Origin of the sequence: Epilithonimonas zeae, from assembly GCF_023278365.1 — a bacterium.
Classification (GTDB): Bacteria; Bacteroidota; Bacteroidia; order Flavobacteriales; family Weeksellaceae; genus Epilithonimonas; species Epilithonimonas zeae_A.
In genome coordinates this window covers 787,354-800,049 of record NZ_CP075338.1, presented here as the reverse complement: position 1 = coordinate 800,049, position 12,696 = coordinate 787,354, and the positions used below count along the sequence as shown (strand labels likewise).

Genomic DNA, 12,696 nt, shown 5'->3' with positions numbered 1-12,696 from the left:
TTCAGGATTTTATTAGATTTATTTTTTATTCAGCGAATTGTTTTAAAAATTCGGGATACCAATCGTCAATTTTTTTATCACGGTTTTCTGCACGAACTTTCAGCAGCTTGTCTGTAAATTCCTGCATTTTCGGAAAACCTCTTTCTTTCATCAGCGCAATGATGCTTTGCTTAGTTTCAAGGAAATTTTTCTGATCATAATTATCTTCACAGAACAAAACAAAAACGCCATATGTCATATATTCATCGAATACTTTTACCGGATTTGGATAGGCAAAAATGCCTTCTGTATTTTCGTCTGTCCATATCTTCCTGTCTTTAAAATACTGATCAATAGCTTCTTTGTTTGCGATACTTGGTGCTTTTACATAATTGTGGTCAATCTCAGTAAGCATTACTCTTGTATTGAACAGCTCATTTTGAATCTCCGAAAGTTTTTCAAAGTTATCGAGTGGTGGCAAAACCATATAGATCAGCTTAAAATTATTGTTGTCAAAATCTCCGGTGTAGTTCAGACTGTTGATGAGTGGTGAACAGAAGATGATGTAGCTGTTGATTTTGGTTTTAAAATTTTTCTCCAGCCATTTCCACTGTTTGCCCAGATTAGCTTTTCTATCATAATCGGAAATAATTTGAGAATAGTACGGCTTCTGTTTTTTGTAAAATTCTCTAAACTTAGACTTTATCGCAAAATCTTCAATTTCTTTTTTGTAAGTCGTAATTGGGTTTTCAGTGATTTTAATACCTGAAACACCAGTTGCCGGGAAGACAAATATTTCATTTTTAACGAGCTTCTCACCTTTAAAATCATAGGAAATACCATTTCCCGTTAAAAAAATATAATTGTAGGGTGAAGCAACCAGCAAAGAGTCGAAAGTTTTGATGATCTTTTCATCTTTAAAAGGTTTAAAATGTGAGATGACATCTTTATAATAAACACCTTCCTGCTGAATCATATCATCATTTTCCAATCCGGATTTGGTAATTGCCAGCATTATATGAATCAATTCCTTTGCCTCATTGATTTCAATTTTATACTTTCCCTGATTCTCTTTTTTGAATTTTTCAGTAAAATTAATTCTGTCCTGAGCCTTTGAAAAGAGACAGGTTAAAATCAATAAAACTGAAATAATCGTTCTGGTCATAAATAATTTAGGTATAATTTTAAAAAAATATGCAGCCCGAAAAGACTGCACAATATTTATACTTTAAGATCAGCCTCTAATCCTATCAGATCTTTGTTTGCCTCAATAATCGGCTGGACTTCATTGGCAATGAATTCTTCCGTCTGAATCGGTGCAAAGCCGATAAAGTTTTTAGGATCAAGAACCTCTTTTAATTTTGATTTATCTAGTTTTAAAGAATCGTCATTTAAAATTCTTTCGATCAAGTCATTTTCTTTTCCTTCTTCTTTCACTTTTTTGGAAGCTTCCATAGAATGAACTCTAATCACTTCGTGGATTTCCTGACGGTCTCCACCAGCTTTTACCTCTTCCATAATGATGTATTCCGTCGCCATAAACGGCAGTTCTTCCATAATATGCTTGTTGATTCTGTTCGGATACACTACGATTCCGTTCATAATGTTGTTCCAGATCAATAGAATTGCATCAACCGCTAAAAACGCCTGAGGAATTGTTAACCTCTTGTTTGCAGAATCGTCCAAAGTTCTTTCAAACCATTGTGTTGAAGCGACCATCGCAGAACTTGTCGTTAAAGACATCACATATTTTGCCAACGCTCCGATTCTTTCGCTTCTCATTGGATTACGCTTGTAAGCCATTGCCGATGAACCGATTTGGTTTTTCTCGAATGGTTCTTCAACTTCTTTCAGATTTTGAAGAAGACGTAAATCGTTTGTGAATTTATGTGCAGACTGAGCAATATTTCCTAATAAAGCTACCACTTTAGCATCAATTTTTCTGTCATAAGTCTGTCCGGAAACTCCAAAAACTTTTTCGAAACCGAATCTTTTTGATAATTCCTTATCTAAGTGTTTTACTTTAGAATAATCTCCATTGAAAAGTTCTAAGAAACTTGCTGCAGTTCCTGTTGTTCCTTTTACTCCTCTGAATCTTAATGTTTCCAGGAAGAAATCAAGCTCTTCGATGTCAAGAACTAAACTCTGTAACCAAAGTGTCGCTCTTTTTCCAACAGTCGTTAACTGAGCCGGTTGGAAGTGAGTGAAACCTAAAGTCGGTAAATCTTTATACTGAATCGCAAAATCAGATAAATTTTTCATCACATTCACCAACTTTTTCTTTAGAATTAAAAGTCCGTCACGAATCTGAATTAAATCTGTATTATCTCCTACAAATGCCGAAGTTGCTCCCAAGTGAATAATACCTTTTGCAGAAGGCGCTACATCACCATAAGCGTGAACGTGAGCCATTACATCGTGTCTGAATTTTTTTTCATATTCGGCAGCTTTTTCATAATCGATGTTTTCGGCATTGGCTTTTAATTCAGCGATTTGCTCGTCTGTGATTTCAAGGCCAAGGTCTTTTTCGATTTCAGCAAGGGCAATCCAAAGCTTTCTCCAGTTCTGGAACTTGTTGTTATGCGAAAAATTAAACAACATTTCTTCACTGGAATAGCGCTCTTCCAATGGATTTTTGTAGGAATTCATTTCTTTCTTTTTACTTTTTTAGATTACACAAAATTAAGAAAATTAACCGATTGAATAAAATCTAATTAATATTGAATTCGATTTAACTTAATTGTGATTTTTTAATCCAATATTCGGCTAGATATTTGTATTTTACCTTTAAATTCATAAAAAATGGTGTCAAAAATTACGTCAGAAATAAAAGTCAGCGTTACTGCAGAATATGATAATTTCAACAGTTATCCTTCTGAAAACCGTTTTGTTTTCAAGTATCATATTGAAATTCAAAATCTTGGAACTGAAACAGTGAAGCTTCTTAGGAGAAAATGGATGATTTATGACCTAGGCTTTGGTTTTACTGAGGTTGAAGGCGCTGGCGTTATTGGTTTGACTCCAGTTCTGGTGTCAGGCGAAACCTTTACCTATTTTTCCAATGTGATTCTAAAATCTGGGGTGGGGAATATGGAAGGTTCTTACCAATTTGAAAGTGATAGTAAAGAAAATTTCGCAGTTGAAATTCCAAAATTTAATTTGGTTTCCGAGGTTTTAAGTAATTGATTTTCGAATCAAAATGTCTTTCTGAACATAGAATTGCAGCAGCCCGACTTGAACGGAAATCCTTTTTACGCAACGCAGTGGAGTGAAAGATTGACTTCGTCGAACCACTTCGTTAGGTTTGGGAGTGGAAGGCGGATTAAGCTGCCCAAATTAATATTTTAAAGAAACTTAATTTTCTTGTTAAAAACATCACGAACTTCATCGTTTCTTGTAATGAAGAGCCTCTCAAAACTTAATAGAGAAATCTTCGCACATACTTCTGCATCGGCATCTGCGCGGTGATGATTAAAATTGATTTGATGATATTCTGCCAAACTTTTGAGTCCGTAACTTTTCAAATCTTTCCAAGCTTTTTTTGCAACTCCAATACTGCACAAATAGTTCATATTTGGTTTGAAAAAACCGTAATGGTCCAGGCATCCTCGCAAAACATTAGCATCGAAAGCAGCATTGTGAGCGATAATCAGATTACCATACATTAGATTTTCTATCTCATACCAAACGTCTGCAAAAGTGGGAGCGTGCTGCACATCTTGAGGTGTAATGCCGTGAACAGCAACATTGTGATGATTGAAATAGGGAAACGAAGGTGGTTTTATGAGCCAAGATTTGGTTTCTTTGATTTGCCCATTTTCCACAATGCAAATTCCCAACTCGCAGACTGAGTTTTTCTCGTGCGTTGCCGTTTCAAAATCTAAAGCAATGAAATCCATCAATTAATTATTTTTAGAACCTAAAAAATGTTTAAATATCAACCATTTTGATTGATAGTAATTTTTCACTTGATGTGTTTGTCTCAGTTTTAAAGATTGAGGAATCGCTGCATAAAATCCAAAATGGGCTTTCAAGATTGCTCCAAGATGAGACCATCCATTTTTATATCCAAAATATAATCCTGCAAAACCATCAAGAACTAATCTTGCAAATATTACGGGAGCTAATTGGTAAACTGGGAGGTTCTTAACGAGCATTGTCAAATTATTCCTAAAATTAAGGAAGGTCTTTCTATGATTTTGTTTGTTTAATGTTCCGCCACCAACGTGGTAAACTATAGATTTTCCAGTGTAATAGATTTTTCTTCCAGCATTTTTCAGTCTCCAGCAAAGGTCAATCTCTTCCTGATGGGCGAAGAATCTTTCGTCAAAACCATTCATATTCCAAAAATCTTCTGAACGGATAAATAATGAACAGCCGGAAGCCCAGAAAATTTCGGTTTCATCGTCGTATTGTCCGTTATCAGTTTCGATGTCATCAAAAACTCTTCCTCTGCAATAAGGATAACCTAAATTGTCTATCAAACCACCACCAGCACCTGCAAATTCGAATTTGTTCTTTTGATTATAATCCAGAATCTTTGGTTGAATGGCTGCGATATTTTGGTCTTCAAAAAATAATTTTGTGATAGGAGAAATCCAATTTTCTGTAACTTCTACATCGGAATTCAGTAAGCAGTAAATGTCAGCTTTAATGGATTTTAAACCTTCGTTGTAACCTTTTGCAAAACCAGAATTAGATTGATTTTGTATGATTTTTATTGATGGAAAATTAGACGTCAAAAATTGAATAGAATCGTCTGTAGAAGCATTGTCTATAACATAAATTTCGGCTTCCTGAGAATGTTCTATTACAGATGGTAAGAATTTTTCGAGCCAGCTTTTACCGTTCCAATTGAGGATTGCGATAGCTACAGTCATTATTCTTGGTAGTTTTTTATAGCATCTTTATATTTCCATCTTCTGTGTGACCAAAGCCAATTATCCGGTCTTTTTCGAATCGTATTCTCCAACAAGCCGTGGAATTTTTTCACCACCTCGTGTTCCACAAATTTTTCGCCATCTGGGTAAATTCTATGGTAATTAACCTGATAAAACCCACGTTTTACTTTCTTCATTTCACAATAAATGAAAGCCATATCCATTCTTGTAGATAATTTATCATAACCGATGAAAGCCGGTGTTTTTTGATTCAGAAATTTCAATCCGTAATTTACATGCAAAACGTGTGGCGTCTGGTCTGCAACAAACATATAGATTGATTCTCCATTATTGGGTGTTCGGAAAATATGCTTAATAACTTCGTTGGCTTCTAAAGATTTATTATTAAATCGATTTCTAATCATTTTAATTTTCTCTTCCCAAAAACTGCTGCTCATTTTTCTGTAAACTGGATGGCAATTTTTTTGAGGAACAAGTGTTGCCAGCGCATTAAACCATTCCCAGTTGAAAACGTGACCAGAAAGAAGGATGACGTTTTTACCTTCGGCTTTTGCTTCATGGAAAAGATCTTGATTCAAATGTTGCATTCTAACACGTGACTCTGTATGACTAATTGTGAAAGCCTTTAGCATTTCTGCAAGATAATCGCAAAAATTAGAAAAGAATTTTTTAGAAATTTCTTTTATCTCTTTCTCCGTCTTTTCGGGAAAAGAGTTTCGTAAATTTTCTAAAACAACTGCTTTTCTATAGCCTATGATATAATAATTGAGAAAGAACATTATATCTGAAAAGAAATATAATATTCTGAGTGGTAATCTGGAAATTAGTAATAATATGCTGAATAAAAATTGATTCAATGGATAATGAATATTGGCAAATATACTGAAAAATGGCTGAATTTTTGCTTAACTTTGATGTTTAATTAAAATCAATTATCAATAATAATGAGAAAATCTGTTAAGAGTTTGTTGTTTGTTGGAGGTTTACTTTTATTTTCTCTTTCCAATGCGCAAACAAAAGAGTCTCCTTTAACTCAAGAGCAAATAGATGTTAAAAAGAAAGCTGCGGCTGAAGAAAAAGCAAAACTACCTAAACCATATCATCCTGAAGCTAATGCTGAAGCAGACATCCAGAATGCTGTGAAATTAGCTAAAAAAGAACATAAGAATGTCATTATACAAGCAGGAGGTAACTGGTGTATCTGGTGTTTAAGATTCAATAATTATGTACAGCAAACACCGGAATTAAAGCAAATTGTTGATGATAATTATGTTTATTATCATTTGAACTGGTCACCTGAAAATAAAAACGAAAAAATATTTTCTAAGTATGATAATCCTGGTGCAAAATATGGTTATCCTGTTTTTATGGTCTTAGATGAAAATGGTAAACTGATTCATACTCAAGATAGTTCGATTTTAGAAGAGGGAAGTGGTTATAGTCTTGAGAAAGTAAAAGATTTCTTTAATAGTTGGAAATCCAAGAAATCATAATTAAAAAGAAAAACCATTCTAAATTTTAGAATGGTTTTTTATGTTTTGAAAATTAATTCAATTAAGCTTCTTCAGCAGGAGTTTCTTCTACCTTAGCAGGAGCAGCCTTTGGTTTTGGAGCTTCTACTGGAGCATCAGAAACGATATCAAACTCATAGCTGTATTCTACATTTCTATGAAGTCTTACAACTGCAGAGAATTTACCTGTTCTCTTAATTGTATTTCCAGGGATTTTGATGTATTTTTTATCAACGCTTACACCTGCTTTTTCTAATGCAGCAGCAAGATCAGCATTGTTGATAGAACCAAATAATTTATCACCAGCACCTACTTTTGCAGGAATAGTAACAGAAGTTTTCTTCAATTGGTCTACAACAGCGTTAGCAGTAGCGATCAATTTAGCTTCTTCTTCTTTTCTAGCTTCCAAAGTAGCTTCTAAAGCCGCTTTGTTTTTAGGAGTTGCCAAAAGAGCAAAACCTTGAGGTAATAAAAAGTTACGAGCGTAACCTGGTTTTACATTTACTGTATCGAACTCAAGTCCTAAGTTCTCTACGTCTTGTTTTAGGATAATTTCCATTGTTGTTGTCTTGTTTAGATTCTAGAAGTTAGAGGTTAGAAATAAGAAGTTAGAAAATCTAATATCTGAGATCTAATATCTAATATCTAAAACAGTTAGAATTAAATTATTATTCAGCAACAAAAGAAGCAGGCGAGCCTACTTCTTTTATTAATTTTGTCTTATTTCAAAAGATCCGCTACGTAAGGCATAAGAGCTAAATGTCTTGCTCTTTTGATAGCCGCAGATACTTTTCTTTGATATTTAAGAGAAGTTCCTGTGTATCTTCTAGGTAAAATTTTACCTTGCTCGTTTACGAATTGTAAAAGGAAATCTGCATCTTTATAATCTACGTGCTTAATTCCAAATTTTTTGAATCTACAATATTTCTTTTCAGATTTTGTATTGATATCAAGTGGAGTAAGAAACTTCACTTCTGATTCACCTCCAGCAGAGGCTTGTTTTGCCATATCGTCTATTGCCATTGTTTTAAATTTTAAAGATTAATAATTAAGCTTTAGCAGATTTTACTTTGCTTCTTCTTGTTACTGCATATTCTACAGCGTGTTTGTCAAGTTTAGTCGTTAAATAACGGATAACTCTCTCATCACGTTTGTAAGCAGTTTCTAGATCAGCAACTACAGTTCCTTCCCCTTTGAATTCGATTAGAGTATAAAACCCATTCTTTTTCAATTGGATTGGATAAGCCAATTTTTTAAGTCCCCAATTTTCTTTGGCAACGATTTCGCAATTGTTTGAAGTCAATAGATCTTCAAATTTTTTCACTGCTTCCTCCACCTGAGCATCAGATAGAACGGGAGTTAAAATGAAAACAGTTTCGTAATTGTTCATAATGTTAATTAATTTTAATTAAAAATTCGAGTTGCAAAAGTACAACTTTTTTCTAAACTACAACTAATTAATATAAAAAATCCCGCTAAATATTAGCGGGATTAAATTGATTATAGAAAAATTAATTATTTCTTGATCACTTTTGTAGAAGAAGTAGAGCCATCTTCCATCGTAGTTGTTACAACATAAACTCCAGAATTAAATTTAGTGAAATCAATTTTAGATGTCGCTTCATTTAAATCTTTAGTTAATAATTGCTTACCAGTTACATCAAATACTTTAACAGATTTGATTTTTCCTTGAGCTTCAATAGTGAAGATATCTTTTACTGGGTTTGGATAAGCTTTGATACCGTTTTTAGAAACGTCATTAACAGCTAATTGTCCAATGTTTAATGTATAATCTTCTACTTGTCCAAATGTTGCAGTTCCACAAGGAGTAGTATTAGAAGTAGAAGAACTTGTATCGTTCAATCTAACTCTCATACGAGTTGTGCCAATAGTAGCACTTGCGGGAATAGTGATAGAACCTGTCCAAGGAGATTTTTTTATTGGAGTTACTAAAACTTGTTCTCCAACATCATTGAAGTCCTTATCATTATTCAAATCTATCCAAACAGTTACTTGATCTGCGTCATAAGAAGTTCCAGTGAATGATGCTGTAAAGGTGTAAGTTGACCCTGCCTCTACATTACCTGTAACCGCAGTAAAATCCTCATAACCTGCAGTAGCTGTTGAGTTGTTATTGATATTGGCAAATGTTACATTGCTGATTTTTTCCCAGCTTGTAGATGTCGCACCTGCAGTACAATAGGTTGGTGCCATAGTTGTAAATGAATAAACTGTACATCCGGTTGCAGATCCTATAGTATTTTTAGGAACTACTTTCCAATAATAAGTTGAAGAGCCGTCAAGGTTAGTAGCAGTATAGCTAGTTCCGGCTATATTACCAACCAATGTAGTTGGGTCAGAATTCTTATCCAAATATACATCATAAGAATCAGCAGTCCCTGTTGTTGGAGCAGACCACGATAATGTTTGTGATAGATAAGTAAGATTTGTTGCTCCATTAGCAGGAGATGTTAATGTTGAACAACTAGGTGCTGTTGTTGGTAGTGCTGCACTAACGATTTTAAAATCATCAACCGCAAATCCAAATTGGTCATCAGAAGTACATTGGATTGCTACATAGATTTGTTGCCCTGCATATGCATTTAAATTATATGTGTATTCATGCCAAGCAGCATCTGATGGAGTAGTTGTAAGTGCCGAAATTGCAGTAAAATCAGAAACAGCGGTTCCTGTAGTTGAAATCAAAACTTTAAATTTTTCTGCTCCATAAGTAGCATCACAACCTTTACCCCAAAAACTTAATGACGCTCCTTGTCCAGTTAATAATTGTACCTGTGGTGAAATCAACCAGTCATTGGACCAAGGTGAAGAATCTGCTCCAAAACTAACCATTGCCTTACTGCCTGTTCTAGCCGTCCAATTAGAAGTAGCAGATGGTGTTAATACGGGAGTTGTAGCTGTAGAATTAAATACTTGAAAAGATTTTGCTACACCGGAATTTGGAAACGTAACACCCTGAAAACCATAAGTAGTTTTAAGATCAACATCAGTTAGAGTCCAACTGCCAACATTTGCAATAGCAAAATCAGTATAAGATTCAAAGCTATCTTCAAAGATTACCGTTTGGGCTTTTACCACATTGGTAGAAAATAATGCTACCGTTGCAAATAAAGAAAATAGAGTTTTTTTCATAATGTAATATTTTTTAATTTTATCAAATTTAGTTAAATTAATTTTAAATAGACAAGTTTTAATCAAAAAAAATATTAATTAATTAATATTTTTTATATTTGCCTCATTATATAATAAAAACAAATTTATCATGAAGAAATTAACTTTTTTACTTTATTTATTTATCACTTTTTCTTGCAGTAGCGAGAGAGAAAATATGATTATTGATGAAAAACCAACAAATGCATTTGCAAAAAATTCTACTGATCCTCTATGTATTGTTCCTACCCCAACTTCATCTTTAGTTAATTATGGTAATCCTAGTAATTATCCTACAATAAATTTTGAAACCTATTATAGCTTGACACCATCTGCTAATCCCCGTCCTTGGTTTTTTGCAGCTATTATTAAAAGCTGTACAGATTATTTAAATACAAAATATTATAATGGATTAGATAATTTTAAAAAGTTTTATGTAGCTAGTCAGGTTTTAGGTGATAGCAGTGTTTTACAGTATGATTCTATGTCCAATCTCAATATATATCGTTCGGAAAATTATGACGCTCAAGAATTATATCCTGGGAATAATGTTTCTCCTGTAGGAAGTTCTTATGCATTATATAAGATTCTTTCTTCAATAGATGAGTACGTAAGCATGAACCCGGCTATGAAGCCAATTGGTATTTATTTTGATTTTGATACAACTATGTGTGGTGATTATTCTAGTTTAAAATGTCTTGTCTATTATAAGGTAGCTAATCGTACTAGATATTAGAGAACTTTAGTAAATGAAAACCAATGCTTATTTACATGAAGCATTGGTTTTTATGTTATGACTTTAGTATGAGCATTCGATTTTATGCAAAAAGGTTAGTTAAAAACTATCTAATAAATTTCCAAATATTTAGTTTTAGTTGATCAAGAGTAAGCTAATTTTGGATAAATAGATTAATTATCAGCTTCCATTGGTAGCTTTTTTTTAATTTGTTAAATATTTTTTAACAGGAAAGATAATAATATAATAAAAATTTCTAAACAAATATTTAAGGATTTTCAGAAAATGATTTAATTTATATTCTGAGTTACAGATTTTCAGGTCTATGAAGCCGAATAATATTTGCTCCTTTTCCTAATAACTTATGATGTAAATCTAATGTTTCCTTTTCAACTTCGTTCGGTTGTTTTCCCAGCGGTTTATAGATGAATGATTTCTTTGAAATCCCAGCAAGAATTGGCAATTTTCCAAATCCAATATATTCAAATTCATTAATCATTTGATATTGGTCTTCAACAGTTTTACCGAAGCCAAAACCGGGATCAAGAATAATATCTTTGATTCCTTTTTGTCTTAAAAGATTTACCTTTTCTGAGAAAAATCGATTGATTGATAAAATAATATCATCGAATATGATTTTATCGTGCATCGAATCATAAGTCGGATTAATATGCATCAATATATAAGGTAAACCAGTTTTTGCAACTGTATCCAAAAGCTCAGAATCAAATTGTCCTGCAGAAATATCATTTACAATATCAATTCCTTCATCATATCCAAATTTTACCACATCAGAATAAAATGTATCTAGAGAAATTAAACTTTCCGGAAACTCTTTTTTGATTATTGAAATGATATTTCCGATTCTTCTGATTTCTTCATTAGCCTTCAAAAATTCCGCATTGGGACGTGTTGATTGTGCGCCAATGTCGATAATTGCTGCTCCATTTTTCAGTAAAATTTCGACTTGTTGTAATGCTGATTTTTCGTTGTTGAATTTTCCACCATCAGAAAAAGAATCTGGAGTCAGATTCAAAATCCCCATTAGTTTTGGTTTTGACAAATCAATTAATCTGCCGTTACAATTAATTGAGAAAAATCTTGATTGATTAGAATTGGTAATAGAAAATTCCATTTTAAAATTTGAAATATTGATACTTTATTTAAACCACATAGAAACATGGTTATTACTTGAATCTAAGATAAAATAGTTTTAATTCTACTTATCTTTTTTAAATTACATATCTATAAATTTCTATGTGTTTATGTGGTTTAAAAATTAATTATATTTTTAATTCGTCATTGCGTAAACCGCAAAACTCGCTAACCAATGGTCACCACCATAATTGCCTTTAAAAATAATTGGTAATGAGTTTTCAATAAATTTTTCCCGAGTCATCTCAAATTGCTTTCTGATGGAATTCTTTTCTGGTAAGGCATTGATAATGTTTTTCATTGCCCAAGCCTTCGAAAATGATAGTCCCACAAGATGAACTGTTTGATAGTCATTAACATCACTTATAATAGGAATTTGTTCAATATTTTCCAAACTTCTTTTTTCATAAAACTGATTAAGCCATTTTTCAAATTCCTTTTGAGGCAAAATTCTGCTCATCAACTCTGCAATTTCCAGACTTGGTGAAAAGAAATCACTTCCATCAGGTTCCAGATAAGCTGGCGTTTTAGTGTTATTTAAGTAGAAAATTTTAGCTTTTTCAGATAATTCTTTCTCGAATGATTGATCTCCAACTTCTCTTGCCCAATCGATTGCAAAACTCATTGCAAATGCGGTATTCGGATGAACACCAGTTCTGTTGGGGTAGGTTTGTTTGGGTAAATAGGCTTTCCAAAGTCTTAGAATTTCATCTGTCAAAGGTTTTAAATTTTGATGCCAGACTTTGGCTTTTGGATGATTCCATCTTGCTAATTCTTCGTCCAATTTCAAAATCCAAGCCCAGCCATAAGTTCTCTCGAAATTCTGCGCCACCTGATATTTGGTAAAATAAGACGCTTCTTCTTTGATTTTTTCAGGTGAAAAAGAGTCATCAAGAATAGAAATAATTTTATCTTTATTTTCCAAATCCTGCATTGTTCTCAATAATCTTATCAACATCCAATGTCCATGGACAGAACTGTGCCAATCAAAACAACCATAAAAACTAGGATGCAATTGTTTTGGCGTCAAAATCGCATCTTTTTCAGCATTGATGACGTGTGCAGTCTTATTCGGATATTCTTGATCGATGCATTTCAAAGGCATGGATGCAAGCTTATTGGCCATTTCTATTGTCAGTTCCAATTTCTGTTGAGCATTGATAAAAACAGAAGATATCAGAAAAAAAGAAACGGCAAATCGCATAAAAAAAATTTTAGAATCATAAAAATAGATAATTTTTCT

Annotated in this window: 14 protein-coding genes; 3 read left to right on the top strand and 11 right to left on the bottom strand. The window is 33.0% G+C overall.

The genetic code is table 11. From position 1 onward, the window contains the following. Nucleotides 1-25: 25 nt before the first annotated feature. Both KI430_RS03370 and purB read right to left on the bottom strand, forming a co-directional pair. Nucleotides 26-1,144 (bottom strand): DUF4932 domain-containing protein, encoded by a 1,119-nt coding sequence (locus KI430_RS03370; protein ID WP_248876866.1) that lies wholly within the window; start codon nucleotides 1,142-1,144, stop codon nucleotides 26-28. A 56-nt stretch (nucleotides 1,145-1,200) separates the two neighbouring features. Then, nucleotides 1,201-2,628 carry an adenylosuccinate lyase gene (gene purB, locus KI430_RS03365; RefSeq protein WP_248876865.1) on the bottom strand — a complete coding sequence of 476 codons (1,428 nt, stop codon included), beginning with the start codon at nucleotides 2,626-2,628 and terminating at the stop codon, nucleotides 1,201-1,203. 153 nt (nucleotides 2,629-2,781) lie between these two features. On the opposite strand from purB, the gene apaG reads away from it, so the two are divergent. Next, nucleotides 2,782-3,165 (top strand): Co2+/Mg2+ efflux protein ApaG, encoded by a 384-nt coding sequence (gene apaG / locus KI430_RS03360; RefSeq protein WP_248876864.1) that lies wholly within the window; start codon nucleotides 2,782-2,784, stop codon nucleotides 3,163-3,165. A 158-nt stretch (nucleotides 3,166-3,323) separates the two neighbouring features. Here apaG and KI430_RS03355 read toward each other — a convergent pair whose 3' ends face one another. The 3 genes from KI430_RS03355 to KI430_RS03345 are packed head-to-tail and all read right to left on the bottom strand — an operon-like array spanning nucleotide 3,324 to nucleotide 5,737. Then, nucleotides 3,324-3,878, bottom strand: coding sequence for a 3'-5' exonuclease (locus KI430_RS03355; protein ID WP_248876863.1), 555 nt, complete (start codon nucleotides 3,876-3,878; stop codon nucleotides 3,324-3,326). Nucleotides 3,879-3,881: 3 nt separating this feature from the next. After that, on the bottom strand, nucleotides 3,882-4,859 hold the full coding sequence (locus KI430_RS03350) for a glycosyltransferase family 2 protein (RefSeq protein ID WP_248876862.1): 978 nt from the start codon (nucleotides 4,857-4,859) through the stop codon (nucleotides 3,882-3,884). Next, nucleotides 4,859-5,737, bottom strand: coding sequence for a lysophospholipid acyltransferase family protein (locus tag KI430_RS03345; RefSeq protein ID WP_074233998.1), 879 nt, complete (start codon nucleotides 5,735-5,737; stop codon nucleotides 4,859-4,861). Before KI430_RS03345 ends, KI430_RS03350 begins: the two co-directional genes overlap by 1 nt. A gap of 87 nt (nucleotides 5,738-5,824) precedes the next feature. Here KI430_RS03345 and KI430_RS03340 point away from each other — a divergent pair, with 87 nt between their 5' ends. Then, nucleotides 5,825-6,373 (top strand): thioredoxin family protein, encoded by a 549-nt coding sequence (locus KI430_RS03340; protein ID WP_248876861.1) that lies wholly within the window; start codon nucleotides 5,825-5,827, stop codon nucleotides 6,371-6,373. Between the two features lie 61 nt (nucleotides 6,374-6,434). Here the strand turns inward: KI430_RS03340 and rplI are convergent, their stop codons facing one another. From rplI to KI430_RS03320, 4 genes are all read right to left on the bottom strand, one after another. Further along, the gene (rplI, locus tag KI430_RS03335; RefSeq protein WP_248876860.1) at nucleotides 6,435-6,950 is read right to left on the bottom strand and encodes a 50S ribosomal protein L9; all 516 of its coding nucleotides are present in this window, start codon (nucleotides 6,948-6,950) and stop codon (nucleotides 6,435-6,437) included. Between the two features lie 161 nt (nucleotides 6,951-7,111). Further along, nucleotides 7,112-7,414 carry a 30S ribosomal protein S18 gene (rpsR, locus tag KI430_RS03330; protein WP_027382072.1) on the bottom strand — a complete coding sequence of 101 codons (303 nt, stop codon included), beginning with the start codon at nucleotides 7,412-7,414 and terminating at the stop codon, nucleotides 7,112-7,114. A gap of 25 nt (nucleotides 7,415-7,439) precedes the next feature. Then, nucleotides 7,440-7,781: a 30S ribosomal protein S6 gene (gene rpsF / locus KI430_RS03325; protein ID WP_248876859.1), complete on the bottom strand. Its 342-nt coding sequence runs from the start codon at nucleotides 7,779-7,781 to the stop codon at nucleotides 7,440-7,442. A 125-nt stretch (nucleotides 7,782-7,906) separates the two neighbouring features. Continuing rightward, nucleotides 7,907-9,544, bottom strand: coding sequence for a GEVED domain-containing protein (locus KI430_RS03320; RefSeq protein ID WP_248876858.1), 1,638 nt, complete (start codon nucleotides 9,542-9,544; stop codon nucleotides 7,907-7,909). Nucleotides 9,545-9,674: 130 nt separating this feature from the next. On the opposite strand from KI430_RS03320, the gene KI430_RS03315 reads away from it, so the two are divergent. Further along, complete coding sequence (locus KI430_RS03315; protein ID WP_248876857.1) at nucleotides 9,675-10,298, top strand: hypothetical protein; 624 nt, start codon at nucleotides 9,675-9,677, stop codon at nucleotides 10,296-10,298. 307 nt (nucleotides 10,299-10,605) lie between these two features. Here the strand turns inward: KI430_RS03315 and folP are convergent, their stop codons facing one another. Together folP and KI430_RS03305 are read right to left on the bottom strand one after the other, a co-directional pair. Beyond that, nucleotides 10,606-11,433 (bottom strand): dihydropteroate synthase, encoded by an 828-nt coding sequence (gene folP, locus KI430_RS03310; RefSeq protein ID WP_248876856.1) that lies wholly within the window; start codon nucleotides 11,431-11,433, stop codon nucleotides 10,606-10,608. A gap of 156 nt (nucleotides 11,434-11,589) precedes the next feature. After that, a complete protein-coding gene (locus KI430_RS03305; RefSeq protein WP_248876855.1) occupies nucleotides 11,590-12,657 on the bottom strand; it encodes a DUF2891 domain-containing protein in 1,068 nt (355 codons plus the stop codon). Between the last annotated feature and the right edge of the window lie 39 nt (nucleotides 12,658-12,696).

What these genes read in the sequence shown, in the direction of transcription:
- rpsR (WP_027382072.1), bottom strand. Translation starts at nt 7,414, where the DNA reads ATGGCAATAGACGATATGGCAAAACAAGCCTCTGCTGGAGGTGAATCA.
- rplI (WP_248876860.1), bottom strand. Translation starts at nt 6,950, where the DNA reads ATGGAAATTATCCTAAAACAAGACGTAGAGAACTTAGGACTTGAGTTC.
- rpsF (WP_248876859.1), bottom strand. Translation starts at nt 7,781, where the DNA reads ATGAACAATTACGAAACTGTTTTCATTTTAACTCCCGTTCTATCTGAT.
- KI430_RS03350 (WP_248876862.1), bottom strand. Translation starts at nt 4,859, where the DNA reads ATGACTGTAGCTATCGCAATCCTCAATTGGAACGGTAAAAGCTGGCTC.
- folP (WP_248876856.1), bottom strand. Translation starts at nt 11,433, where the DNA reads ATGGAATTTTCTATTACCAATTCTAATCAATCAAGATTTTTCTCAATT.
- KI430_RS03340 (WP_248876861.1), top strand. Translation starts at nt 5,825, where the DNA reads ATGAGAAAATCTGTTAAGAGTTTGTTGTTTGTTGGAGGTTTACTTTTA.
- KI430_RS03305 (WP_248876855.1), bottom strand. Translation starts at nt 12,657, where the DNA reads ATGCGATTTGCCGTTTCTTTTTTTCTGATATCTTCTGTTTTTATCAAT.
- KI430_RS03320 (WP_248876858.1), bottom strand. Translation starts at nt 9,544, where the DNA reads ATGAAAAAAACTCTATTTTCTTTATTTGCAACGGTAGCATTATTTTCT.
- KI430_RS03370 (WP_248876866.1), bottom strand. Translation starts at nt 1,144, where the DNA reads ATGACCAGAACGATTATTTCAGTTTTATTGATTTTAACCTGTCTCTTT.
- purB (WP_248876865.1), bottom strand. Translation starts at nt 2,628, where the DNA reads ATGAATTCCTACAAAAATCCATTGGAAGAGCGCTATTCCAGTGAAGAA.
- KI430_RS03355 (WP_248876863.1), bottom strand. Translation starts at nt 3,878, where the DNA reads ATGGATTTCATTGCTTTAGATTTTGAAACGGCAACGCACGAGAAAAAC.
- apaG (WP_248876864.1), top strand. Translation starts at nt 2,782, where the DNA reads ATGGTGTCAAAAATTACGTCAGAAATAAAAGTCAGCGTTACTGCAGAA.
- KI430_RS03315 (WP_248876857.1), top strand. Translation starts at nt 9,675, where the DNA reads ATGAAGAAATTAACTTTTTTACTTTATTTATTTATCACTTTTTCTTGC.